Origin of the sequence: Achromobacter sp. 2789STDY5608615, assembly GCF_001298995.1 — a bacterium.
Taxonomy (GTDB): Bacteria; Pseudomonadota; Gammaproteobacteria; order Burkholderiales; family Burkholderiaceae_B; genus Achromobacter; species Achromobacter insuavis.
This window is the reverse complement of record NZ_CYTY01000053.1, coordinates 1-24,832: the sequence shown is the minus strand read 5'-3', so window position 1 is coordinate 24,832 and position 24,832 is coordinate 1. Positions and strand designations below refer to the sequence as shown.

The window sequence follows — 24,832 nt, the reverse complement described above, 5'->3', positions numbered from 1 at the left end:
CCTGCAATACAATCGCCGATAATACTTCCAGCCATATATGGAATACATACGGGGAGCTTTGCAATGTCTGAACGCGAGTCGATGGAATATGACGTGGTCGTGGTTGGCGGGGGTCCCGCCGGCTTGGCCACCGCTATCCGTCTGAAGCAACTGGCCGCTGAGAAGAACCAGGAAATCGGCGTCTGCGTCCTGGAAAAAGGCGCGGAGCTGGGCGCGCACATCCTGTCCGGCGCCGTCATGGACCCGCTGGCCCTGACCGAGCTGATCCCCGACTGGAAGGAAAAAGGCGCGCCGCTGAACGTGCCCGTGACGCAGGACAAGTTCCTGTTCCTGTCCGAAAACGGCGCGCGCGCCACGCCGAACTGGCTGCTGCCGCCCTGTTTCCACAATGAAGGCAACTACATCGTCCGCCTGGGCGACGTCGTCAAGTGGCTGGGCGAACAGGCCGAGGCGCTGGGCGTCGAGATCTTCCCGGGCTTTGCCGCGGTCGAAGTGCTGTACGACGAGAACGGCGCGGTGCGCGGCGTGGCCACCGGCGACATGGGCGTGGCCCGCGACGGCAGCCACACCGACCACTACCAGCCCGGCATGGAACTGCATGCGCGCTATACGGTGTTCGCCGAAGGCGCGCGCGGCCAGCTCGGCCGCCAGCTGATCGAGCGCTACAAGCTCGACGACGGCCGCGATCCGCAGGCCTACGGCATCGGCATCAAGGAAATGTGGGAAGTCGACCCGGCCCAGTCCAAGCCCGGCCTGGTGATCCACACCGCCGGCTGGCCGCTGGATTCGGACACCTACGGCGGTTCGTTCCTCTACCACCTGGACAACAACCTGGTGGCCGTCGGCATGATCGTCGGGCTGGACTACGCCAACCCGTGGCTGTCGCCGTTCGATGAATTCCAGCGCTACAAGACCCACCCCGCGATCCGCGGCACTTTCGAAGGCGGCAAGCGCATCGCCTACGGCGCCCGCGCCATCACCGCCGGCGGCCTGCTGTCTCTGCCCAAGCTGACATTCCCGGGCGGCGTGCTGGTCGGCTGTGAGGCCGGCTTCCTGAACGCCTCGCGCATCAAGGGCAGCCACGCCGCCATCAAGTCCGGCAAGCTGGCCGCCGAGGCCGCGTTCGACGCGCTGGTGGCCGACCGCCGCCAGGACGAACTGGCCGCCTACCCGGAAGCCTTCAAGAATTCGTGGCTGCATGCCGAGCTGAACAAGGCGCGCAACTTCAAGCAGTGGTTCAAGAAGGGCCGCACCGTGGCCACGCTGATGACCGGCATCGAGCAGCTGGTGTTCAAGGGCAAGATGCCCTGGACCCTGCGCCACAGCAAGCCCGACCACGCCTGCCTGCAGCCGGCCTCGCAGTGCGCCCGCATCGACTATCCCAAGCCCGATGGCAAGCTGACCTTCGACAAGCTCAGCTCGGTGTTCATCTCCAACACCAACCACGACGAGAACGAACCCATCCACCTGACGCTGAAGGATGCATCGGTGCCGGTGAAGGTCAACCTGGCCAAGTACGGCGGCCCGGAATCGCGCTACTGTCCGGCCGGGGTGTATGAGTTCGTCAAGGACGACCACGGCGAGGACCGCCTGCAGATCAACGCGCAGAACTGCGTGCACTGCAAGACCTGCGACATCAAGGACCCGACCCAGAACATCGTCTGGGTGGCGCCGCAGGGCGGCGAGGGCCCGGTCTACAGCGGCATGTAGCAGGCTCGCGGGCAATGGCTGAACGGGTGCTCTTCATCGGCTGCGGCGATCTCGGCCAGCGCGCCGCGCGCCTTTTCCTGGCGCGCGGCGACGAGGTCCACGCGCTGCGCCGCCATCCGCCCGCCGGCGACGCCAGCGGCATCCGCTGGCTGCAAGGCGACATCACCCGGCCCGACGGCCTGCCCGCCCTGCCGGCCGGCGTCACCCGTGTCGTCCACGTCGCCACCGCCGGCGCGCGCGATCCCGCGGCCTACCGCGGCGTCTTCGTCGACGGCCTGAAACACGCGCTGGACGCGCTCGACACGTCCCGCGTCGAACGCATCGTGTTCGTCTCCTCCAGCGCGGTGTATGGCGAGCATCATGGCGACTGGGTCACCGAAGACACCCCCACCGCGCCGCAAGGCTTCAATGGCCGCATCCTGCTGGAAGCCGAAGCGCTGCTGGCCGCGCAGGCGCTGCCCCACACCACCCTGCGTTTCGCCGGCCTGTATGGCCCCGGCCGCCTGCAACTGATCGAACGGCTGCGCGCCGGCGACGCGCGCGCGCCGAGCCAGCCGCCGCACTGGGCCAACCGCATCCACATCGACGACGCCGCCGCCGCCATCGCGCACGTGGCGTTGCTGCCCGAGGCGCAGCCGGTCTACATCGGCTGCGACGACACCCCGCTGCCGCTGCATGAACTGTATGCGGACCTGGCGCGCCTGATCGGCGCGCCGGCCCCGGCCGAAGGCCCCGCGCCTGCCGGCATCGGCAGCAAGAAGCTCAGCAACGCCCGGCTGCGCGCCAGCGGACTGACGCTGCAATGGCCCGACTCGCGCGCCGGCTACGCCGCGCTGCTGGCGGACGCGGCCTCGCCGGCATAGTTCGACCACCGTCGAATCGTCGACGGCGTGACGCGGCGATACTGGCTGGCCCAGACCCGCCGCCCCCTCACCGCCATGTCCATCCCCTTCCCGCTCGATCCGCTCCAGGCGGTGACGCACGCCAACCCCTATCCCTATTACGCCGCGCTGGCCAGGGAGCGTCCGCTGTACCACGACGCGCGGCTGGGCCTGTGGGTCGCCAGCGGGCCGCAGGCGATCCTGGCGCTCATGCGCCATCCCGCCGCCCGCGTGCGCCCCGTCGCCGAGCCGGTGCCGCAAGGCATCGCGGCGGGCCCGGCCGGCCAGTTGTTCGGCCGCTTCCTGCGGATGCGCGACGGGCCTTCGCAGGCCCTGCTCAAACCCTTGCTGAGCGACTTCCTCGCGCAACAGGCGCGGCACGCGCGCGATCCGGCGTGGCCGCGGCTGGATGCGGGGCAGGATACGAAGCGCGGCCCCGACGCGGCCGCCATCGACCGCTTCCTGTCCGCCGCGCCGGTGCTGGCGCAGGCCTGTTTCATCGGCCTGCCCGATACCCTCGCGGCTGACTGCGCGCGCGATATCGGCGACCTCCTGGCGGCGTTGCCGCCCGCCGCGCCAGGCGACCGGATCGCGGCCGGGCACGCGGCCGCCGAACGGCTGGCCGCGCGGCTGCGCGCCCACCAGGACGATCCCGACGCCGCCCCGGCGCTGCGCGAATTGCGGCGCCAGGGCATCGACGCGGGCCTGGATCCCGCGCTGCTGGCCGCCAACCTGGCGGGGCTGCTGTTCCAGTCCTGTGACGCTGGCGCCGGGCTGCTCGGCAACGCGCTGCTGCGAGCCGGCCGCCATGCCATCGCGACGGACCTGGCTTTCGCGGATGCGCTGGCGCTGGTTGACGCGACGCTGCGCGACGATCCGCCCATCCACAACCCCCGCCGCTTCCTGGCCGAGGCCATCGACGTCGACGGCCAACACCTCGAGGCTGGCGCCACGGTGCTGCTAGTGCTGGCCGCCGCGGCCACGGCGCAACCCGACGCGCACTGGACCTTCGGCGCCCTGGGCCACGCCTGCCCCGGTCGGGAGCTGGCGCGGCGGCACGCGGCGGGCGCGCTGGTCCACCTGCTGCGCGCCGGCGTCGATGGCCGCGCCCTGGCGGCGCGCCCGCGCTATCGCCCGCTGCCCAACGCCCGCATTCCCCAATTTGATTTCACCGAGGAGCCCACCCCATGATCGCCGTGATATTCGAAGTCGAGCCCACCGACGGCAACCCCGCGCCCTATCTGCACATCGCCGCGGGGCTGATCGACGAACTCAAGACCATCGACGGCTTCATCTCCGTCGAACGCTTCCAGAGCCTGAGCACGCCGGACAAGCTGCTGTCCTTGTCGTTCTGGCGCGACGAGGACGCGGTGCGGCGCTGGCGCACGCTGGATTCGCACCGCCGCGCCCAGGAGGCGGGACGGGGAGGCGTGTTCGCCAACTACCGCCTGCGCGTCGCCCAGGTGCTGCGCGACTACGGCATGCAGGCGCGCGACGAGGCGCCGCAAGACAGCCGCGCGCGCCACGGCTGAGCGGGCGCCGGTCCCGCCCGGACCGGTCTCGCGGCGACCGCGGGCAGGCGCGCCGCGTTACAGTTGGGCCGATTACGGCGGCCCGGCTGTCCGTTACCATTGCTCCACCGCCGCTTTCGCGCCCATTCATGCCCACCGCCGCCCACGCCCGCCCCACCCCGCTGCAAGTCGATCTGGCGCGCCTGATTGCGCAGGACATCGTGGCCCGGCGCTACGCCCCCGGCGCCCACCTGTCCGAGGAAGCGCTGGCCGCGGGCTACGAGGTCTCGCGCACGCCGGTGCGAGGCGCCCTGCGGCTGCTGGCGACGCAGGGCCTGATTACGCATCGGCCCAACAGCGGCTACACCGTGGCCGAGAACGCCGCCCTGGCCACGCCGGCCATCGCCGGCGCCGGGCCGACCCAGAACGAACTCTATCGGCGCCTGATCGACGACCGCGCCACGCGCGCGCTGCCCGACCAGTTCACCGAGCGCGAACTGCTGCAACGCTATCCCGCGCCGCGCAGCGTGCTGGCCAAGACCCTGCTGCAACTGTCGGCCGACGGCCTGATCGAGAAGCGCAAGGGCCACGGCTGGCAGTTCGCGCCGTCGCTGGAGAACCGCGAGGCACTCAACGAGAGCTACCGGTTCCGCATGACGATCGAGTGCGCCGGCCTGCTGGAGCCCTCCTTCAAGCTCGACCGCGACGCCCTGGCGCGCATGCGCGCCGCGCATGAAACGCTGATCCAGCGCGACGACGCCGACATCTCCGCCACCGAGTTCTTCAGCCTGAACGCCTCGTTCCATGAAATGCTGGCGCGATTCTCGGGCAACCGCTACATCCTGCAGGCGGTGCAGCAGCAGAACCAGTTGCGCCGCCTGGAAGAACACGCCGCGTTCTACCGCGATGCCCGCTTCGTCAATTCCAGCAACGAGCACCTGCGGATCATCGAGGCCCTTGAAGCCGGCGACCAGGAATGGGCCTCGCAGCTCATGCGCCGCCACCTGAAGACCTCGCAGCAGCAATCCTGATCCGCGCCGCCGCCACGCGGCGACTTTCCCTGCCTTTGCCTCGGCATGCCCGTTGATTGGGGTCGCTTTCACGCGCCCATCGGTCTGGGCGGGTTTCGCCTCAAATTGTATTTTTCTTTTTATTAATACAAAATAGGCAAACCCCAACTCCTCCCGACAGGACGCCCATGACTTCGCCCGCCCCCGCCACGCCGATCAACGCCGATGCCTTCTGGATGCCGTTCACCGCCAACCGGCGCTACAAGCGCGACCCGGTGCTGTTCAGCGCGGCCGAGGGCATGCACTACATCCGCCCGGACGGCCGCCGCGTGCTCGATGGCATCGCCGGCCTGTGGTGCGTCAACGCCGGCCATCGCCGGCCCGAAATCGTCGAGGCCATCGCGCGCACCGCCTACGAGCTGGACTACGCGCCGTCGTTCCAGATGAGCCATCCGCTGGCGTTCGAGCTGGCCGAAAAGCTGTGTGAGGAGGCGCCCGCCGGGTTTTCCAATGTATTTTTCTCCAACTCCGGATCCGAGGCCGTCGATACCGCCCTCAAGATCGCATTGGGTTATCACCGCGCGCGCGGCGAGGGCCAGCGCGTGCGCCTGATCGGCCGCGAGCGTTCGTATCATGGCGTGGGGTTCGGCGGCCTGTCGGTCTCGGGCATCGGCGGCCACCGCAAGCCGTTCGGCAACCTGCTGCCCTATGTCGACCACCTGCCGCATACCTATGACCGCGAGCAGATGGCCTACACCCGCGGCCAACCCGACTGGGGCGCGCACCTGGCCGACGTGCTCGAACGCATCGTCGCGCTGCACGACGCCTCCACCATCGCCGCCGTCATCGTCGAACCGGTGGCCGGCTCGACCGGCCTGCTGGTGCCGCCGCGCGGCTACCTGCAGAAGCTGCAGCAGATCTGCGATGCGCACGGCATCCTGCTGATCTTCGACGAAGTGATCTGCGCCTTCGGCCGCATCGACGGCGCCTTCGCCTCGGCGCATTTCGGCGTCACGCCCGATCTCATCACCAGCGCCAAGGGGCTGACCAACGGCGCCATCCCGATGGGCGCGACGCTGGTGCGCCAGCACGTCTACGATGCCTTCATGCAGGGCCCGGACAGCGCCATCGAACTGGCGCACGGCTACACCTACTCGGGCCACCCGGTGGCCTGCGCGGCCGGGCTGGCGATGCTGGACATCTGCCGCCGCGACGGCCTGTTCCAGCGCAGCCGCGACCTGTGGCGCTATTGGGAAGACGCGGCCCACGGCCTCAAGGGCCTGCCGCACGTGGTGGACATCCGCAACATCGGCCTGCTGGCCGCGATCGAACTGGCGCCGCTGGCGGGCAAGCCGGGGCAGCGCGGCTATGCCGTGCACCAGGCCTGCCTGGAACGCGGCTGCCTGATCCGTTCGGCGGGCGACACCATGCTGCTGTCGCCCCCGCTCATCATCGAACCCGCGCAGATCGACGAACTGTTCGCCGTGCTGGCGCAGGTGCTGCGCGCCGGCGACTGACGCGGCGCTGCGGGGTCAGGGCGGCATGGGCTGCCCCTTGCGGACCCGCGGCCCCGCTGCCGGTCAACCCAGGTGGCGCGCCACGGCCTCGACCACCCGGCGCACGTCGGCCGCCGACACGTCCAGGTGCGTCACCAGGCGCGTCGGACCGCCGTAGACCGCGCGCATCAGGATGCCGTCGGCCGCCAGCGCGGCGGTCAGGGCCTCGCACCGCGCCGGCTCGAATTCCGCGAACACCATGTTGGTGTCCTGGCTCAGGACCCGCACGCCGGCGATGCCGCGCAGGCCGTCGGCCAGCAGGCGCGCGTTGGCGTGATCTTCCGCCAGGCGCTCGACGTTATGTTCCAGCGCGTACAGGCAGGCCGCGGCCAGCACGCCCGACTGACGCAGGCCGCCACCCAGCACCTTGCGCCAGCGGCGCGCGCGGGCGATCAGCTCGGCGCTGCCCACCAGCACGGAGCCCACCGGCGCGCCCAGGCCCTTGGAAAAGCAGATCGACACCGAATCGAACGGCGCGCACATCTCGGCCAGCGGCTTGCCGCTGGCGACGGCGGCGTTGAACACGCGCGCGCCGTCCAGGTGCGTGGCCAGGCCATGGCCGCGGGCCCAGTCAGTCGCCGCGCGCACGTAATCCGCCGGAATCAGCTTGCCGTGGAAGGTGTTCTCCAGCGCCAGCAAACGGGTGCGGGCGAAGTGCGGGTCGCCTTCGGGCTTGAGCGCCGCCGCCAGCTTGTCCAGCGGCAGCGAGCCATCCTCGGCGTGTTCGATGGGCTGGGGCTGGATGCTGGCCAGCACCGCCGCGCCGCCGCCCTCGTATTTATAGGTGTGGGCCTGCTGGCCCACCAGGTACTCGTCGCCGCGTTCGCAATGGGCCATCAGGCCGGCCAGATTGCTCTGCGTGCCCGACGGGAAGAACAGGCCCGCGGCCTTGCCCGCGCGCTCGGCGACCGCCTGCTGCAGCTGGATGACGGTGGGATCGTCGCCCATCACGTCATCGCCCAGCGGCGCGCTGACCATGGCCTGCAACATGGCCGGGGACGGCCGGGTGACGGTATCACTGCGCAAATCGATCATGAAGCTTCCTTGAAGGAAAACGGAATCCGGTAAACGGGCCGGTCAGCCCGCGCGCGCGGCGGGCGCCGCGCGGCTCACGACAAAAATGCCGGCGAGGATCAGGGCCATGCCGCCCAGCTCGACCGGCGACGGACGTTCGGACAGCACCGCCCAGGCCATCAGCATCGCCACCACCGGCACGCCCAGGCTCGACAGGCCCGCGATGGAGGCCGGCACGCGCCGCACCACCTGCAGCCACAGCAGCCAGCCGGCGGCGGTGGCGATCAGCACGATGTAGGTCATGCCGGTCCACAGCTGCCAGCCCCATTGCGGCGCGATCTGCGGCACCAGCCAGGCCACCGGCGTCATCACCAGCCCGCCGAACAGCATCTGCCAGGCGGTGAACGTCATCACGTCGGGCGCGTGGCGCTCGAACATGCGCTTGGACAGCACCGTGCCCACGCCCCAGCACAGGCCGCTGCCCAGCCCCAGCAGCACCGGCTGCATTTCACCCACGCCATGCCAGGGTTCGATGAACAGCACCAGGCCGATCGCGGCCAGGCCGATGCCGATGCCATGGCGCGCCGTCGGCCGCTCGCCCAGCAGGCCCCAGGCGAACAGCACCACCCAGAACGGCATGGTGTAGGCCATCAATGACACCTTGCCGACGCCGCCCGACACCAGCGCCGTCTGCACGAAGCCCTGGAAACCCGCGGTCTGGGTCAGGCCGATCAGCAGGGTCAGCTTCCAGGGCGGCAGGGCCAGCGGCCGCCGGGTCGCGGCCGCCAGCGCGAACAGCACCAGCGCGCCGGTCACGTAGCGCAGCGCCACGAAATCGAAGGGGCCGATGTAGGGCACGATCAGCTTCATCGCGATCCAGCTGCCCGCCCACACGAGGATGGTGCTGAACATCAGGGCTAGCCCTGCGCGATCGAAACTGCTGCGGCTCACGGCGGCGTCTCCAGTGGAAGTGGGGAAAAAAAACGACGATGCCCATGCCGGCAGACCGGCATGGGCATCTCGCATTATGCTCCCGTCGGGCCGGGAACCGTCCACGCCGTCCGCATGACGGACGGCGCGCGCCGCATTACAACGGCTTGGACAGCTGTTCCAGGATGGCGGGATTTTCCAGCGTCGACACGTCCTGCGTCACTTCCTCGCCCTTGGCGACCACGCGCAACAGACGGCGCATGATCTTGCCGGAACGCGTCTTGGGCAGGTTGTCGCCGAAGCGGATGTCCTTGGGCTTGGCGATCGGACCGATTTCCTTGGCGACCCAGTCGCGCAGCGTCTTGGCGATGGCCTGCGCCTCGGCGCCTTCGGGGCGGGCGCTCTTGAGCACCACGAAGGCCACCACGGCCTCGCCGGTAGTGTCGTCGGGACGGCCGACCACGGCGGCCTCGGCCACCAGCTCGTGCGCGACCAGCGCCGATTCCACTTCCATCGTGCCCAGGCGGTGGCCCGACACGTTCAGCACGTCGTCGATGCGACCCATGATCCAGAAGTAGCCATCGGCATCGCGCTGCGCGCCGTCGCCGGCCAGGTAGTAACCGCGCAGCTCGGGCGGGAAGTAGCTCTTCTTGAAGCGTTCCGGATCGCCCCAGATGTTGCGGATCATCGCCGGCCACGGACGCTTGATCACCAGGAAACCGCCGTTGCCCTGGTCGACGTCGCCGCCGGTCTCATCGACGATGGCGGCGGCGATGCCCGGCAGCGGCAGCGTGCACGAGCCCGGCTTGGTCGGCGTGGCGCCCGGCAGCGGCGTGATCATGTGGCCGCCGGTCTCGGTCTGCCACCAGGTGTCGACGATCGGGCAGCGCTCGCGGCCGATGTTCTTGTGATACCAGATCCAGGCCTCGGGGTTGATGGGCTCGCCCACCGTGCCGATGATGCGCAGGCTGTCCAGGTCGTACTTGGACGGATGGGTCTCGGGCGCCGCTTCGGCGGCCTTGATCAGCGAGCGGATCGCGGTCGGCGCGGTGTAGAAGGTGGTGACCTTGTGGCGCGCGATCATGTCCCAGAAGCGGCCGGCGTTGGGGAACGTCGGCACGCCCTCGAACACCACCTGCGTCAGGCCCGCGGCCAGCGGGCCGTAGGTGATGTAGGTGTGGTCGGTGACCCAGCCCACGTCGGCCGTGCACCAGTAGACGTCGTCCTTGCGCGCATCGAAGGTCCACTTGACGGTCAGCAGCGCCCACAGCAGGTAGCCGGCGGACGAATGCTGCACGCCCTTGGGCTTGCCGGTGGAACCGGAGGTGTACAGGATGAACAGCGGATGCTCGGCATTGACCGGCACCGGTTCGCAGGTGTCGGCCTGGCCGGCCTCGACGTCGTGCATCCACAGGTCGCGGCTTTCGTTCCAGGCGATCTTGCCGCCGGTGCGGCGATAGACGATGACGCGCTTGACGGCTTCGCAGCCGCCCATGGCGATGGCTTCTTCCACCGCCGGCTTGAGCGGGATGGTCTTGCCGCCGCGCACCTGCTCGTCGGCGGTGATGACCAGCGAGGCGCCGACGTCGACGATGCGCTCCTGCAGGCTCTTGGCCGAGAAGCCGCCGAACACCACCGAGTGCGTCACGCCCAGGCGCGCGCAGGCCTGCATGGCCACCACGGCTTCGATCGACATGGGCATGTAGATGATGGCGCGGTCGCCCTTCTTGTAGCCCAGCTTGGCGATGCCGTTGGCGAAGCGGCACACGCGCGCCAGCAGTTCGCGGTAGGTGACCTTGTTGACCTTGCCGTCGTCGGTCTCGAAGATGATGGCGGTCTTGTCGGCGTTGCCGTTGGTCAGGTGCACGTCCAGGCAGTTGGCCGAGACGTTCAGCTCGCCATCGCCGAACCAGCGGTAGAACGGCGCGTTGGATTCATCCAGCACCTCGGTGAACGGCTTGGTCCACTGCAGGTTGTCGCGGGCCTGGCCGGCCCAGAAGCCGTCGAAATCCTTTTCGACCTGCGCGCACAGCGCGTTGTACGCGTCCATGCTGGGAATCGCGGCGCCCTGCGCCGCGCGCTCGGGCGGCGGGAAGACCCGGGTTTCCACCAGTACGGACTCAATAGCATTCGACATGATCTTGTCTCCAATCTGTGATTCTGTTGTTGATGCCGCTTTATCTGACTGCCACTCGCAACCGTATCGCCACGCTCTTACGGGCACCTTACGCAAAATACGGGCCACAGGCCCGTATCACCGCAACAGCGCGCACCGGCCACGGCGGGCAACGGCACCGACAACCTGACAGCGCAATACGCAAACGGCCCGACGCCGCGCTCCGCCTGGCGGCGCGGCGGCGTCCGGGACTTCATAAGAATATCAGTTGGCACCACGGCCCCGCTACGCCGTGCGGCGCGCCAGGCCGCGCGCCATGTCCACGCGCGACAGCAGGATCAGGCCGCCGACGAAGAACAGCCCGGTCACCAGGATCGCCAGGCGATGGTTGCCATGCGTGGCCCAGGTCACCAGGCCGTAGGTCAGCGGGCCGATGACCGCCGCCAGTTGCACCGCGAAGGTCCAGAGCGAAAAGAATTCCGCCAGGCGTCCGGCCGGCGCCAGCGCGCCGGTCATGGCGCGGCCCGCGCTCTGGGTCGTGCCCATGCACAGTCCGGCCAGCGTCGCGGCCACCCAGAACACCGGCGCGGTCACGGCCGCATAGGCCACCAGCACCATCAGGATCCAGCCGCACAGCGTGATCGTCAGCGCCGGCTTGTGGCCGATGCGGTCCTGCACGTAGCCGAACGAGAACGCGCCCGCCGCCGCGCCGATGTTCACGGTGAACACCAGCAGCATGATCTGCGGCGTGGTGAAGCCCATGACCTCGGAGGCGTACACCGCCGCCAGCGTGATCACGACCGAGATGCCCGCCTGGTAGCAGGCGATGCACATCAGCAGCCGGCGGAACTCGGGGAAATGCTGGCCGGTCTCGCGCCAGGCGTAGGCCAGCCGCTTGAGCATGGCCAGCGTTTCCTGCCCCTGGCCGGAAGGCCGGGCGCGCTCGCGCAGCAGGAAGAACGACGGCAGCGCCGCCAACGCGAACACCGCGCAGGTCACCAGGATGACGCGCGGCACGAAATGCTCGGCATCGAGCCCGTCGGCCTCGGCCAGCTTCACTACCACCAGCGACAGGCCCAACGTCAGCATGCCGCCGCAATAACCGAAGCTCCAGCCCCAGCCCGACACCCGGCCCAGCGCCGCCGGCTTGGCCAGTTCGGGCAGGAACGCCGCCACCACGGACTCGCCGACGCAATAGCAATAGTTGGACACGACGATGGCGGCCAGCGCCAGCCACACGTCGCCCGGCCCGGCCTGGGTCAGGACCAGGGTGGCGGCCACGCAGCCGGTGGTGCTGGCGTAGAGCAGCCGCCGCTTGCCGGCGCGGGCGTCGGCGCGCGCGCCCAGCGTGGGCATCGTCAACATGATGAGCAGATAGGACAGCGACAGCGCCGCGGTCCAGGCCAGCGTGGCCCACGGCGCGCGGCCGCCGACCACGCCGACGAAATAGGTGCTGAACACCGCCGTGAGGATCGCGGTGGTGTAGCCGGAATTGGCGAAGTCGTACATGGCCCAGGCCCAGACTTCGCGCTTGGCCACGCCGGGGTTCAGCGGACCCCTGTCCGCCTCCCCGCCGGCGGACGCGGCGGCGCCGGCAGGCGCCTGCCGCGGCGTTTCCTGGCTCACAGGCCCAGCGCGGCGATGCCAGCCTGGGCGATCTGGGCGTCCTCGGTGGACTTCACGCCCGACACGCCGACCGCGCCGACCACCTGGCCGTTGACCGTGATCGGCACGCCGCCTTCCAGCATGCCTTCGATCAGCGGCGCCGACAGGAAGGAATAGCGGCCGTTGTTGATGATTTCCTCGTAGACGCGCGATTCACGGCGGCCCAGGGCCGCGGTCTTGGCCTTGGCCGGCGCGATGTGCGACGAAATGGGCGCGGCGTCGTCCAGGCGCAGCATGCCCAGCAGGTGGCCGCCATCGTCCGACACGGCGATGGTCACGGCCCACTTGTTCTGCAGGGCGTGTGCTTCGGCCGCGGCCAGGATTTTCTTGACGTCTTCGGCGTTCAGCACGGGTTTGGTGTTCATTGCAGCGACTCCTTGATCTGTTCCAGGGCGGTGGGGTCTTCGATGGTGGTCAGGTCGCCGGGATCACGGCCTTCGCATACCGCGACAATGGCGCGGCGCAACACCTTGCCCGATCGGGTCTTGGGCAGCGCGCCCACGAACCGGATCCGGGCCGGTCGCGCCACCGCGCCCAGCTGATCTTCCACCAGCCGCATGATATCCGCTTCCAGCTGCTTTGCGCCCTCCGCCGTTTCGGCCGCCGCCGGATTCTTCAGCACCGCGAAGGCCATCGCCACCTGGCCCTTGAGCGCATCGGCCACGCCCACCACCGCGCACTCGGCGATGCCGCTGTGGCTGTTGACGGATTCCTCGATCTCGCGCGTGCCCAGGCGGTGGCCGGCGACGTTGATGACGTCGTCGGTGCGCCCCAGGATGAACCAGTACCCGTCCGCGTCGACCAGCCCCCAGTCGAAGGTGGAATACACCTGGCGGCCGGGAATCGAGGTGAAGTAGGTCTGCACGAAGCGCTCGTCGTCGCCCCAGATGGTGGACATGGCGCCCGGCGGCAGCGGCGGCACGATGGCCACCACGCCCTTCTGGTCCGGCCCCAGATCCTCGCCGCTGGACTCGCTGACGATGCGCGCGTCAAAACCGTAGACCGGGAACGACGGACTGCCGAAACGGGTCGGCACGTTTTCGACGCCAGGCTGGGCCGACAGGATCGGCCAGCCGGACTCGGTCTGCCAGTAGTTGTCGATGATGGGCTTGCCCAGCCCTTCCGAGATCCAGTGCGCGGTCGGCTCGTCCAGCGGCTCGCCGGCCAGATACACCGCCCGCAGCGTGGACAGATCATGCTTCCTGAGCAGGGCCGGATCCTGGCGCTTGAGCACCCGCACCGCCGTCGGCGCCGAAAACAGCGTGTTGACGCCGAACTGCTCCACCAGCTTCCACAGGATGGCGCCGTCCGGGCGCACCGGCGTGCCCTCGTACAGCACCGTGGCCTGCCCGCCGATCAGCGGGCCATACACAATATAGGAGTGCCCCACCACCCAGCCGATGTCGCTGGTGCAGAAGAAGGTGTCGCCGGCCTTGCCGTTGAACAGGTATTCCATCGACGAGGCCAGCGCCACCGCGTAGCCGCCCGTGTCGCGCTGCACGCCCTTGGGCTTGCCGGTGGTGCCGGACGTGTACAGGATGTAGCTGGGCTCGGACGACTCCAGCCACGTCACCGGCACGTGGACGCCGCGCTGCGCCGCGCGCAGGGTGGCGTAGTCCAGGTCGCGGCCGGCCACCGGCTCGAAGGGCGCCAGGCCGCGGTCGAACACCACCACCGAGGCCGGCGGCGTCTTGCACAGCGCCAGCGCCCGGTCCAGCAGCGGCTTGTAGGGCACCACCTTGCCGCCACGCGAACCGCCGTCGGTGCACACCACCACCTTGGGCGCGGCATCGTCGATGCGCTGCGCCAGGTTGACCGAGGCGAAGCCGCCGAACACCACCGAATGCACCGCGCCGATGCGGGCGCAGGCCAGCATGGTGAAGACCGCCTCGGGCACCATCGGCATGTACAGCAGCACCCGGTCGCCACGCCCCACGCCCAGGTCCTGCAGCATGGCGGCGGCCGCGTTCACCTCGTCATAGACGTCCTGGCGGGTGTAGACGCGTTCGCGTTCGACTTCGGTCGATACCCAGATCAGGGCCGGCTTGTCGGCCTGGGTCGGCAACCAGCGGTCCACGGCGTTGTAACAGAGGTTGGTCCTGCCGCCCACGAACCACTTGGCGAAGGGCGGCCGGGAAAAATCCAGGACCGATTCGAACGGCGTCTCCCAGTGCACCCGGCCGGTCTGCTCGCGCCAGAAGGCATCGCGGTCATGCACCGAGCGGTAATGGAAATCCCTGGTTTTTTGCATTTTTGTCTCCTGTTATTGTGCATACGCCTTAAGGTTGATTGCTTTCTTTTTGAATCCTTCGGTCATTCTGGTGGGCAAACCTTGCACGAGGCTTGCCGCAGGTCAAAAAATTCTGCCACGCGTCTACGCCGCACGGGCGCCGGGCTGGTTACAGTAACGAACCAGTCTTAAAAATTTGGTAGAATCCCCGCGAAGTTGTAGACAACATATCTGTTGGTTCGCTGCTTGATTTCCGCTATTCAGGTGTTTTTTAGCGTTTTTGACGCTTTATTACGCCAAATGCGCGAAACAGGACGCAACCATCCCCAGGCGAATGCATCGACACTCCAAAAGCGCGCGACTGAATTCATCCTCTGGCCAGGCAAACCGCGGTCTGCGTTTGCTGGCGCTGGCGGCGTGCGTCGCGGGTCTGGCGGGTTGTGCCAACACCTCTCAAAAGTCCACCGCCTATACGTCCGAGATCGATCCCTACGAGACGGAATGGGTCGCCACCGCCGATGATCCCATCGGCATGCTGGTGGTGCAGAAATTCAAGCGCGAACGCCAGCGCAACCACAGCGAAGTCAGCAGCGACAACGCCATGGTCAGCGAAGCCCTGAACTACCTGGGCATCCGCTACCGCTTCGGCGGCAACTCCCCCGACACCGGTTTCGATTGCAGCGGCCTGGTGGCCTACACCGCCGAACGTTCGCTGGGCCTGAAGCTGCCCCGCAACGCCGCCGAAATCGCGCAGCAAGGCATTTCCGTCGCCAAGAACGAGCTCAAGGCCGGCGACCTGGTCTTCTTCAACACCCTGGGCCGCCGCTATTCCCACGTCGGCATCTACCTGGGCGACGACCGCTTCGTGCACTCGCCCAGCGCCGGCGGCGTGGTGCGCGTCGAAAACATGACCATGGCCTACTGGAGCAAGCGCTACAACGGCGCCCGCCGCCTGGACAACGGCCTGGTGGCCAGCGCCCGCGCGGCCAACTGATACCTCGCAGTGTGACGCGCCGGCCGCGGCGCGGCCATCCTCCAAACGACGCGACAGGCGCGCGCCATTCGGCACAGACAGCAAAACGCCGCCGGACTTTCCAGTCCGGCGGCGTTTTTCATTCCTCTTCGCGGCCTTGGGCCGCAGGCCTTTTCGGCCTCCCCAGTTGTCAGTGTTGGTGGCGGCGTGGCACGGCGGTGTCAGTGGACCGCGGCGCCCCGGCTGCACAGGCCGCATTGCTGCAGGGCCTGCTGCATGCTGCACACCGAACGGCGACAAGCCACGACACGGATGCCACCGCGCTGCGCCGCGTTGCGGAAGGTCTTCATGACGTTGTGGCCCAGGAAATCGGTCAGCAGGATGACCAGCTGGGTGCCCGAGGGCAGTTGCAACGTCTTCTTCTGATGCGAGGGATCGCGGCCACTGATGTGGTGCGTGATCGAAATGTTGTGTCCTTTAAGCAGATCCGGAATGTTGCCGAGCCTGTCGGCGCCCACTACCACTGCACTCAATCCTGCCGTCATGTTTAACCTCACTGGGTCGTTGAGACTGGATGTAATGATAATGATTCCTATTTTTTAGTCAACTCAAATGAGATCAGTTCTTATTTAATATTTTTTATGAGCTTATGGAAAGGGATAGCGAGACCCGCTGTCCACGCCCTTCCCCGCCCCCGCGCTTTCCAAAAAAAAGCGGCTCCCCGCCAGGGGAACCGCTACTTTTCATCCGACTTCGGCGGCGCTCGTCATGGCCGGCCTACTTCGGCGTTCCCTGCACGGCCTCGGTTACGACCGCGCGCGTCAGGGACGGCGCCAGCATTTCCAGGAACGTGTAGACATAGTCGCGCAGGAACACCCCGGCCTTCACGCCGACGCGGGTGGTGTGCGTGCCGAACAGGTGTCCCACCGGCAGGCCCACCAGGCTCGAATCGCGCCGCGGGTCATAGGCCACGCCGGCGATGATGCCGATGCCCAGGCCGACGTCGACGTAGGTCTTGATCACGTCGGCGTCGATGGCTTCCAGGACGATGTCCGGATGGATGCCCTGGTTGGCGAAGACCTCGTCGATCGTGCTGCGGCCGGTGAAGGCGCGGTCATAGGTGACGATAGGGTATTCCGCCAATTGCGCCAGCGACAGGCGCTTGGCGGCGCTGGAGGTCAGCTCGGCCAGAGGATGATCGGGCCGCACCACCACGGTGTGTTCCCAGGCATACACGGGCAGCGTCGCCAGGCCAGGCGTCAGGGCCAGCGACTCGGTCGCCAGCGCCAGGTCGGCCTGCTCGTGCAGCACCATTTCGGCCAGCTGCGCGGGGCTGCCTTCGGCCAGCGACAGGTGCACCTTGGGGAATTGCTTGCGGAACGCCGGAATCACGCGCGGCAGCAGGTAGCGCGCCTGGGTGTGGGTGCAAGCGATCACCAGGCCGCCTTCGTCGCGGCGGGCGAATTCGTCGCTGACCTTCTTGAGGTTGTCGACTTCGCGCATGACGCGGTCGATCACCTGCGACACGGCCAGGCCGGGCTTGGTCAGGCCCTTGATGCGTTTGCCATGGCGTTCGAAGATCTTGATCCCGAGTTCGTCCTCGAACTCGATGATGGCCTTGGACACGCCCGGCTGGGAGGTATAGAGCATCCGGGCGGCTTCGGTCAGGTTGAAGTCGCGCCGGATGGTTTCGCGCACGAAACGAAATTGCTGCAGGTTCATGAATTGGCCCCTGATAGACGGACCAATTATAAGTAATAAGGACGCCTTGTTATATGACTTATTTGTATAAGCTTAGGACAAGGCGTCCCTCTTTCAGCGCATCGAGATCGTGGTGTTCACGGTCTTGGCATGGGCCGACCAGCGCGCCGTGACGGTCTTGGTCTGCGTCCAGAACTGCACCGCCTGCTTGCCGTTGGGGCCCAGGTCGCCCAGCTTGGAGCCGCGCGAACCGGTGAAGCTGAACCACGCCACCGGCACCGGGATCGGCACGTTGATGCCGACCTGGCCGACGTCGATGTTGTTCTGGAAGTAGCGCGCCGCGCCGCCGTCCTGCGTGAACAGGGCGACGCCGTTGCCGTTGGGGTTGCGATTGATGAACGCCACCGCCTCTTCCAGCGTTTCCGCGCCCACCACGCACAGCACCGGGCCGAAGATTTCCTCGGTGTAGATGGTCATGTTCTCGGTCACGCCGTCGAACACGGTCGGGCCGACGAAGTTGCCCTGCTCGAAGCCGGAGACCTTCAGGTTGCGGCCGTCCAGCAGCAGCTTGGCGCCTTCGTCCACGCCCTTCTGGATCAGGCTTTCGACGCGCTTCTTGGCGTTCGGCGAGACCAGCGGGCCCAGGTCGGCGGCGCGGTCCATGCCCGAGTTGACCTTGAGCTTCTTGGCGCGCTCGACGAAGTCGGGCAGCCAGTTGCGGGCCTCGCCCACCAGCACGGCCACCGACGAGGCCATGCAGCGCTGGCCGGCGGCGCCAAAGGCGGCGCCCAGCAGCTGGTTCAGCGCGACTTCCGGATCGGCATCCGGCAGGATCACGCAGTGGTTCTTGGCGCCCATCATCGACTGGCAGCGCTTGCCGGCGGCCGAGGCGCGGTTGTAGATCTCGGTGCCGACACGGGTCGAACCGATGAACGACACCGCCTTGATGTCGGGATGCTCGCACAGGCCGTTGGCCGTGTCCGGGCCGCCATGCACCACGTTCAGCACGCCCGGCGGCAGGCCGGCTTCCAGCGCCAGCTGGGCCAGGAACAGCGACGAGGTCGGATCCTGCTCGGACGGCTTGAGCACGAAGGTATTGCCGCAGGCCACCGCGATCGGGAACATGAAGCACGGCAGCATCACCGGGAAGTTGAACGCGGTGATGCCCGCGCACACGCCCAGCGGCTGGATCAGGGTGTAGACGTCGATGCCGGAGGCGGCGTTCTCGGCGTATTCGCCCAGCTGCAGGTTGGCGATCGAGCAGGCGTGCTCGACCACTTCCAGGCCGCGGCCGACTTCGCCCTCGGCGTCCGGCAGGGTCTTGCCATGCTCGCGGGTGATCATCTCGGCCAGCTTGCCGGTGTTGGCGCGCAGCAGTTCCTGGAACTTCAGCATGACGCGCATGCGCGCGCCCTGGCCGCTGTTGCGCCAGGTCTTGAAGGCTTCCTTGGAATTGGCGATGGCCTCGTCCAGTTCGTCGCGCGTGGCGAACGGCACCTTGGCCACGACCTCCTGGGTGGCGGGGTTGATCACGTCGCGCCATTCGGTGGTCTTGGACTGCACGAGCTTGCCGCCGATCAATAGCGGAACGCGGGGGACTTCACTCATTTGATGCTCCTCACACTGCATAGTCGATGCGGATGGAATCCGCGTTCTTGGATCTCGCGCGCACGCCGCCGGGCTGGCCCGGCGGCGCGCCGCGCCTTACTTCTGCACCAGCGGGCAGGTCGAATCGGCCAGCGGCTGGAAGGCCTCGGCCGCCGGGATGGTGGCCACCAGCTTGGAATAGCCCCAGCCGCCCTTGGACTCGGCCGGCTTCTTCACTTCGTACAGGTACATGTCGTGGATCACGCGGCCATCGGGCCGGATCGAGGCGTTGCGCATGATCGGATCCTTGATCGGCAGCGCGCGCATCTTGTCGGCCACCACCTTGCCGTCGGTGCTGCCCGAGGCCGCCACCGAGCGCAGGTAGTGCAGCACGCTCGAATACACGCCGGCCTGCGTCATGGTCGGTTTCAGGCCGCGGAAGGCCTTCTCGAAGCGCGTCGACCACTGGCGCGTGGCATCGTCGTAATCCCAGTAGAAGCCGTCCACGTACGACAGGCCCTGGGCGCTTTCCAGCCCCAGCGCGCGCAGGTCGGACAGGAAGATCAGCAGCGACACCAGGCGCTGGCCGCCGGCCACGATGCCGAACTCGCGCGCCTGCTTGACCGCATTGACCGTGTCCTGGCCGCCGTTGGCCAGCGCCACCACCTGGGCCTTGGAGCTTTGCGCCTGCAGCAGGTACGAGGCGAAGTCCGGCGCGTTGAGCGGATGGCGCACGCTGCCGGCGACGGTGCCGCCCAGCGCCTTGACCGCCTTGGCCGTGTCGGCCTCGAGCGAGTGGCCGAAGGCGTAGTCGACGGTGATGAAGTACCAGGACTTGCCGCCCGCCTTGACCGTGGCCTTGGCGCCGCCGGCGGACTGCGAATAGGTGTCGAACATCCAGTGGAAGCCAACTGGCGAGCATTCCTTGTTGGTCAGCGCCGTGGTGGCCGGGCCCGAGAACATCACGACCTTGTTCTTTTCGCGCGCGATGCCCTGCACCGCCAGCGCCACCGCGGAATTGGTCAGGTCGGCGATGGCGGTGACGCCGTCGCGGTCGAACCATTCGCGCGCCTTGGCCGCGCCCACGTCGGCCTTGTTCTGGTTGTCGGCCGACACCAGCTCGATCTTCATGCCCTTGCACTCGGCCGCCAGGCAATCGTCGATGGCCAATTGCGCCGCCGCCACCGAACCGGGTCCGCCCATGCCGGCATAGGTGCCCGACATGTCCGTCAGGATGCCGATCTTCACTGGCGGTTTATCCGCCGCGTACGCCTGACCCAACAGTGCTGCGCCCAGACACAAGCCTGCGGCCAGCCCGCGTGCGTGCAATTCCATGGATTTGTCTCCTGAGTGTTATGCGTTATGGCGCCGTCTTCGCGGCCCGCGGCTCCCGGAGCATTCCCCCCAGGGCTGCCGACCCAGTGTAGATGTGTGAAAATCAACAAGCAACACCAGAAATGCACATTCCTTGTGCATCAATGCACAAGCCTGTCAGGAGCGAAAAACGTGCTGGATTGGGACAGTCTGCGGTATTTCCTGGAGGTCGCGCGGACCCAGCGGGTCAGCGCCGCGGCGCGCAAGCTCGGGGTCGAGCACACCACCGTGTCGCGCCGCATCCGCGCGCTGGAAAGCGAGCTGGACACCCTGCTGTTCGAGAAATCGCGCAGCGCCGGCTTCGTCCTGACCGAAGACGGCCAGCGCCTGTTCGTGCACGCGGAGCAGATGGAGAGCACGGTGCACAGCGCCCGCGAGACGCTGTCCGGGATCGGCCAGGCCCTGTCCGGCCACCTGCGCATCGGCGCCACCGAGGGCTTCGGCAGCTACGTGCTGACGCCGCTGGCGGCCGACTTCCAGCGGCGCTATCCGCACATCACGCTGGACATCCTGCCGGTGCCGCGCTTCGTCAGCCTGTCCAAGCGCGAGGCCGATCTGGCCATCACGATCGAACGCCCCCAGCGCGGGCCCTACGTGTGCAGCAAGCTGTGCGACTACACGCTGCGCCTGTACGGCACGCCCGAGTACCTGGCGCGCCATCCGCCGATCCGCGGCCGCGCCGACCTGGCCGGCCACAGCTTCATCGGCTATGTCGACGAATTGCTGTTCAGCGAGCGCCTGCGCTACCTGGAAGACCTGCTGCCGGCCAGCCGGGTGGTGTTGCGCAGCACCAGCGTGGTGGCGCAATACCATGCCGCGCTGCAGGGCCAGTCGCTGGCCATCCTGCCCTGCTTCATCGCGGCGCAGGACCCTCGGCTCAAGCCGGTGCTGGAAAAAGAAGTGGAGATCACGCGCTCGTTCTGGATGTATTGCCACGAGGACCTGCGCAAGCTCAAGCGCGTGACGGTGCTGTGGGAGTTCATCCGCAAGTCGGTGCTGAAGAATGCCGACCTGCTGGCCGGCAAGCGCGGGACGATGAAATACCTGCCCTGAAGCCGGCAGCGGCGGCGCGGATCAGGCGCGCCGACTGCCGCGCCCCGCAGCGGGCGCCGGGGCTGGCGCCCGCCCGGCATGCCGCCGCCCCCCGGGTCGGGGCGCTAGCTGTTCTTGGGCGCCTTGACGCGCAAGCGGCGCATCAACAGGAAGGCCGTGAAGGCGGCCACCACGAGGTGGATCGCCACGGTGCCCACGCCGAAACTGAGCTTGCCGTTGGAAATCCAGGCGCGCGACAGGTTGATCAGGTTCATGTACAGCAGGCCCACCAGGCCGGCGATCAGCAGGTCGCCGGAACGGCCCAGGCGCGGGTTCACGGCGCCCAGCGGGATCGCCAGCAACGCCAGGTTCAGCGCGGCCAGCGGCAGCGAAATGCGCCACATCACCTGCGACCAGCTGCTGGTGGTGTTGTCGGCCATCAGCTGCGGCGTGGTGCGCGCCTTGGCCGAGCGTTCGGCGGCGGCGCGCGCGGAGGCGACCGGGTCGTCGCCGCCCTTGCTTTCCAGGCGCAGGCCGTATTTCTCGAAGTGCACCAGGCGGATCTCGGGCGTGCCCGGCTTCAGGTCGTAGCGATGGCCCTCGCCCAGCACCAGGAAGCGGTCGCCGTTGGGCAGGGTTTCGCTGTGGGCGCTGCTGGCGGTCAGGACGCTGAGCCATTCCGGGCCGGTTTCGCGCGCGAACACGTTGCCCAGTTCATCGGTCGGCTTGGCCGGATCCTCGGCGAAGAACACGCGGTTGCCGCCCGCCGATTCCGCGAACTGGCCCGCCGTGACCTTGGACAGGTCCGAGCGCTGCTCGAAGCGTTCGTGGTATTCGCCGATCTGGCGATAGGCCCAGGGCGCGGCCACCAGCGTCAGGCCGGCCACCGCGATGGCCACCGGAATGGCGACGCGCAGCACCGGCTTGAGCCAGTCCGCCAGCGACAGGCCGCTGGCGAACCAGACCACCATCTCGGATTCCCGGTAGTTGCGCGTGACCGTGGTGAGCACCGCGATGAAGACCGAGACGGCCAGGATGGTCGGCAGCGCCGTGATGGTGGACAGCGCGGCCAGCACGAGCACGACGTCCGCCCCGATGTTGCCGCCCGCCGCCTCACCGAGCAGGCGCACCAGCAGCACGCTGAGCCATACGATGAGCAACGTGGAAAAGACAACGCCAGCGTGACTGGTGATCTCGCTGACGACAGAGCGTTTGAATAGAGACATGGGAGAATATGCGGGATAATCGACCGCATCATACAGACGCACACGGGAAACCCTCATGGAATTTAGCACACAGACCACTGCTTCCCTGCACCAGATCAAGACCGCCGCCCTGGCGGTCGGGGTCTTCGCCGACGGCGTGTTGAGCCCCGCCGCCGACCTGATCGACCGCGCCGCCAACGGCGCCGTGCGCGCCGTCACCAAAACCGAATTCCGCGGCCGCGCCGGCAGCACCCTGGTGCTGCGCTCGCTGCCGGGCGTGTCGGCCCAGCGCGTGGTCCTGGTGGGCCTGGGCAAGCAGGACGAATACTCGGCCCGCGCCCACGCCTCGGCCGAACAGGCCTTCGCCGCCGCCTGCGTCTCGGCCCAGCTGACCGAAGGGGTCTCGACCCTGGCCGCCAACCCGATCGCCGACGTGGCCCTGATCGCCCGCGCCCGCAGCGCCGCCATCGCGGCCGGCAGCGCCACCTATCACTACGACGCCAGCTTCGGCAAACCCGACCGCGACGCCCGCCCCAAGCTCAAGAAGATCGTCCAGATCGTCGAGCGCGCCGACGCCGCCCAGGCCCAGAAAGGCCTGCGCGAAGGCGCCGCCATCGCCAACGGCATGGAACTGACCCGCACCCTGGGCAACCTGCCGGGCAACATCTGCACCCCGACCTACCTGGGCGACACCGCCAAGCGCCTGGCGCGCGAATACAAGTCGCTCAAGGTCGAAGTCATGGACCGCAAGCAGGTCGAGGCCCTCGGCATGGGCTCGTTCCTGTCGGTGGCGCGCGGCTCCGAGGAAGCGCTGCGCTTCATCGTCCTGCGCCATGCCGGCAAGCCCGCCAAGAAGGGCGCCAAGGCGTCCGGCGGCCCCATCGTGCTGGTCGGCAAGGGCATCACCTTCGACGCCGGCGGCATCTCGCTCAAGCCCGCCGCCACCATGGACGAAATGAAGTACGACATGTGCGGCGCCGCCAGCGTGCTCGGTTCGTTCCGCGCCCTGGCCGAACTGGAACTGCCGCTGGACGTGATCGGCCTGATCCCGGCCTGCGAAAACCTGCCGAGCGGCAAGGCCAACAAGCCGGGCGACGTGGTCACCAGCATGGCCGGCCTGACCATCGAGATCCTCAACACCGACGCCGAAGGCCGCCTGGTGCTGTGCGACGCGCTGACCTACGCCGAACGCTTCAAGCCCTCCGCCGTCATCGACATCGCCACCCTGACCGGCGCCTGCGTGGTGGCCCTGGGCCACGTCAACACCGGCCTGTTCAGCAAGGACGACGCGCTCGCCGAGGCCCTGTCGGCCGCCGGCCGCCAGGCCCTGGACACCGCCTGGCGCATGCCGATGGACGACGCCTACCAGGACCAGCTCAAGTCCAACTTCGCCGACCTGGCCAACATCGGCGGCCCCCCGGCCGGCGCCGTCACGGCCGCCTGCTTCCTGTCGCGTTTCACCAAGTCGTACCGCTGGGCCCACCTGGACATCGCCGGCACCGCCTGGAAGAGCGGCAAGGACAAGGGCGCCACCGGCCGTCCCGTGCCGCTGCTGATGCAGTTCCTGCTGGACCAGGCTTGAGCGGCCGTCCACGGATCCCGGCATGACCCGCATCGACTTCGCCTTTGGCGCGCCCGACCGCTTGCGCATGGCCTGCCAGGTCGTGCGCAAGCGCTATCTGGCGGGCCAGCGGCTGGTGGTGTATTGCCGCGAGGGCTCGCGCCTGGCGCAGTTCGACCGCATGCTGTGGGCCTTCGACGACACCTCGTTCGTGCCGCATGTGCTGGCCAATGATCCGCTGGCGGCCGAGACGCCCGTCGTCCTGACCGCCGGCGATCCGCAGCAGGCGGCGCAAGCCGCCGGCGACGGCCCTTCGCCCTGGCTGCTCAATCTCGACGACGACTGCCCGCCGGGCTTCGAGGCCTTCGAGCGGCTGCTCGAGATCGTCTCGGACGATCCCGACGACAAGCAGGCCGCGCGCCAGCGCTGGCGCGTCTATCAGGGCGCCGGCCACACGCCGCAAAGCCACGACCTGAGCCAACGGCAGCCGGGCGCCTGACCGCCCTCCCCGCCTCCCGCGCCGCCCCAGGCGGCGCCATCTCGACCCTCGGGAGCCCCCATGCCCCACCGCCCCTCCGACCCCGGCATCCCCACCCTGACCCAGCGGGCCGAACCCACCCTGTCGCCGTCCACGCCGCCGCCGGACGCCCCGCTGCTGACCGAGGTGGCGCCCGAGCGCGCATCCGCCCATGACGGCGACGCCTTCCCGTTACTGACCGACGTCGCCCGGGATGACGATGCCCTCCCGCTGCTGACCGACGTCGCCCGGGATGACG

At 68.2% G+C, this 24,832-nt stretch carries 21 protein-coding genes and 1 pseudogene; 11 read left to right on the top strand and 11 right to left on the bottom strand.

The features are described 5' to 3' along the window. Positions 1-63: 63 nt before the first annotated feature. From AOZ49_RS28445 to AOZ49_RS28420, 6 genes are all read left to right on the top strand, one after another. Positions 64-1,710 (top strand): electron transfer flavoprotein-ubiquinone oxidoreductase, encoded by a 1,647-nt coding sequence (locus AOZ49_RS28445; RefSeq protein ID WP_054429560.1) that lies wholly within the window; start codon positions 64-66, stop codon positions 1,708-1,710. 14 nt (positions 1,711-1,724) lie between these two features. After that, positions 1,725-2,573, top strand: coding sequence for an NAD(P)H-binding protein (locus AOZ49_RS28440; RefSeq protein WP_054429561.1), 849 nt, complete (start codon positions 1,725-1,727; stop codon positions 2,571-2,573). Between the two features lie 75 nt (positions 2,574-2,648). Further along, entirely contained in the window at positions 2,649-3,782 is a 1,134-nt protein-coding gene (locus AOZ49_RS28435) for a cytochrome P450 family protein (protein ID WP_054479163.1), read from the top strand. Continuing rightward, positions 3,779-4,123: an antibiotic biosynthesis monooxygenase family protein gene (locus AOZ49_RS28430; RefSeq protein ID WP_054429563.1), complete on the top strand. Its 345-nt coding sequence runs from the start codon at positions 3,779-3,781 to the stop codon at positions 4,121-4,123. The genes AOZ49_RS28435 and AOZ49_RS28430 overlap by 4 nt, the downstream gene beginning before the upstream one ends. A gap of 128 nt (positions 4,124-4,251) precedes the next feature. Further along, complete coding sequence (locus tag AOZ49_RS28425; RefSeq protein ID WP_054429564.1) at positions 4,252-5,133, top strand: GntR family transcriptional regulator; 882 nt, start codon at positions 4,252-4,254, stop codon at positions 5,131-5,133. A 167-nt stretch (positions 5,134-5,300) separates the two neighbouring features. Then, positions 5,301-6,629, top strand: coding sequence for an omega-aminotransferase AptA (locus tag AOZ49_RS28420; RefSeq protein ID WP_054479146.1), 1,329 nt, complete (start codon positions 5,301-5,303; stop codon positions 6,627-6,629). Positions 6,630-6,692: 63 nt separating this feature from the next. Here the strand turns inward: AOZ49_RS28420 and ltaE are convergent, their stop codons facing one another. The 6 genes from ltaE to AOZ49_RS28390 form a co-directional block, all read right to left on the bottom strand. Continuing rightward, positions 6,693-7,703 (bottom strand): low-specificity L-threonine aldolase, encoded by a 1,011-nt coding sequence (gene ltaE / locus AOZ49_RS28415; protein ID WP_054429566.1) that lies wholly within the window; start codon positions 7,701-7,703, stop codon positions 6,693-6,695. A 42-nt stretch (positions 7,704-7,745) separates the two neighbouring features. Further along, on the bottom strand, positions 7,746-8,633 hold the full coding sequence (locus AOZ49_RS28410; RefSeq protein ID WP_156355771.1) for a DMT family transporter: 888 nt from the start codon (positions 8,631-8,633) through the stop codon (positions 7,746-7,748). Between the two features lie 136 nt (positions 8,634-8,769). Then, positions 8,770-10,749 carry an acetate--CoA ligase gene (gene acs, locus AOZ49_RS28405; RefSeq protein ID WP_054479142.1) on the bottom strand — a complete coding sequence of 660 codons (1,980 nt, stop codon included), beginning with the start codon at positions 10,747-10,749 and terminating at the stop codon, positions 8,770-8,772. A gap of 264 nt (positions 10,750-11,013) precedes the next feature. Then, positions 11,014-12,354 (bottom strand): MFS transporter, encoded by a 1,341-nt coding sequence (locus tag AOZ49_RS28400; RefSeq protein WP_054479140.1) that lies wholly within the window; start codon positions 12,352-12,354, stop codon positions 11,014-11,016. Next, complete coding sequence (locus AOZ49_RS28395) at positions 12,351-12,758, bottom strand: heme-binding protein (RefSeq protein WP_006393507.1); 408 nt, start codon at positions 12,756-12,758, stop codon at positions 12,351-12,353. The genes AOZ49_RS28400 and AOZ49_RS28395 overlap by 4 nt, the downstream gene beginning before the upstream one ends. Further along, positions 12,755-14,644: a propionate--CoA ligase gene (locus AOZ49_RS28390; protein ID WP_054479138.1), complete on the bottom strand. Its 1,890-nt coding sequence runs from the start codon at positions 14,642-14,644 to the stop codon at positions 12,755-12,757. The genes AOZ49_RS28395 and AOZ49_RS28390 overlap by 4 nt, the downstream gene beginning before the upstream one ends. A 313-nt stretch (positions 14,645-14,957) precedes the next feature. Here AOZ49_RS28390 and AOZ49_RS28385 point away from each other — a divergent pair, with 313 nt between their 5' ends. Beyond that, entirely contained in the window at positions 14,958-15,617 is a 660-nt protein-coding gene (locus AOZ49_RS28385) for a C40 family peptidase (RefSeq protein ID WP_054429571.1), read from the top strand. 200 nt (positions 15,618-15,817) lie between these two features. On the opposite strand, the gene AOZ49_RS28380 is transcribed toward AOZ49_RS28385, so the two are convergent. The 4 genes from AOZ49_RS28380 to AOZ49_RS28365 form a co-directional block, all read right to left on the bottom strand. Then, the gene (locus tag AOZ49_RS28380; protein ID WP_035361296.1) at positions 15,818-16,141 is read right to left on the bottom strand and encodes a DUF2325 domain-containing protein; all 324 of its coding nucleotides are present in this window, start codon (positions 16,139-16,141) and stop codon (positions 15,818-15,820) included. 232 nt (positions 16,142-16,373) lie between these two features. Further along, positions 16,374-17,318 (bottom strand): CysB family HTH-type transcriptional regulator, encoded by a 945-nt coding sequence (locus tag AOZ49_RS28375; RefSeq protein ID WP_054479137.1) that lies wholly within the window; start codon positions 17,316-17,318, stop codon positions 16,374-16,376. A gap of 93 nt (positions 17,319-17,411) precedes the next feature. Further along, positions 17,412-18,905 carry a CoA-acylating methylmalonate-semialdehyde dehydrogenase gene (locus AOZ49_RS28370; protein ID WP_054429572.1) on the bottom strand — a complete coding sequence of 498 codons (1,494 nt, stop codon included), beginning with the start codon at positions 18,903-18,905 and terminating at the stop codon, positions 17,412-17,414. Between the two features lie 96 nt (positions 18,906-19,001). Beyond that, positions 19,002-20,219: an ABC transporter substrate-binding protein gene (locus AOZ49_RS28365; RefSeq protein WP_054479134.1), complete on the bottom strand. Its 1,218-nt coding sequence runs from the start codon at positions 20,217-20,219 to the stop codon at positions 19,002-19,004. A 171-nt stretch (positions 20,220-20,390) separates the two neighbouring features. Here AOZ49_RS28365 and AOZ49_RS28360 point away from each other — a divergent pair, with 171 nt between their 5' ends. After that, positions 20,391-21,311, top strand: coding sequence for a LysR family transcriptional regulator (locus tag AOZ49_RS28360; protein ID WP_054429574.1), 921 nt, complete (start codon positions 20,391-20,393; stop codon positions 21,309-21,311). Positions 21,312-21,415: 104 nt separating this feature from the next. Here the strand turns inward: AOZ49_RS28360 and lptF are convergent, their stop codons facing one another. Beyond that, complete coding sequence (lptF, locus tag AOZ49_RS28355; RefSeq protein WP_054429575.1) at positions 21,416-22,516, bottom strand: LPS export ABC transporter permease LptF; 1,101 nt, start codon at positions 22,514-22,516, stop codon at positions 21,416-21,418. A gap of 55 nt (positions 22,517-22,571) precedes the next feature. Between lptF and AOZ49_RS28350 the strand changes: the two genes are divergently transcribed. The 3 genes and pseudogenes from AOZ49_RS28350 to AOZ49_RS28340 form a co-directional block, all read left to right on the top strand. Further along, positions 22,572-24,077: a leucyl aminopeptidase gene (locus AOZ49_RS28350; protein WP_054479132.1), complete on the top strand. Its 1,506-nt coding sequence runs from the start codon at positions 22,572-22,574 to the stop codon at positions 24,075-24,077. 22 nt (positions 24,078-24,099) lie between these two features. Next, positions 24,100-24,555, top strand: coding sequence for a DNA polymerase III subunit chi (locus tag AOZ49_RS28345; RefSeq protein WP_054429577.1), 456 nt, complete (start codon positions 24,100-24,102; stop codon positions 24,553-24,555). Between the two features lie 60 nt (positions 24,556-24,615). Then, positions 24,616-24,832: pseudogene (locus AOZ49_RS28340) on the top strand (hypothetical protein); the annotation flags it as partial.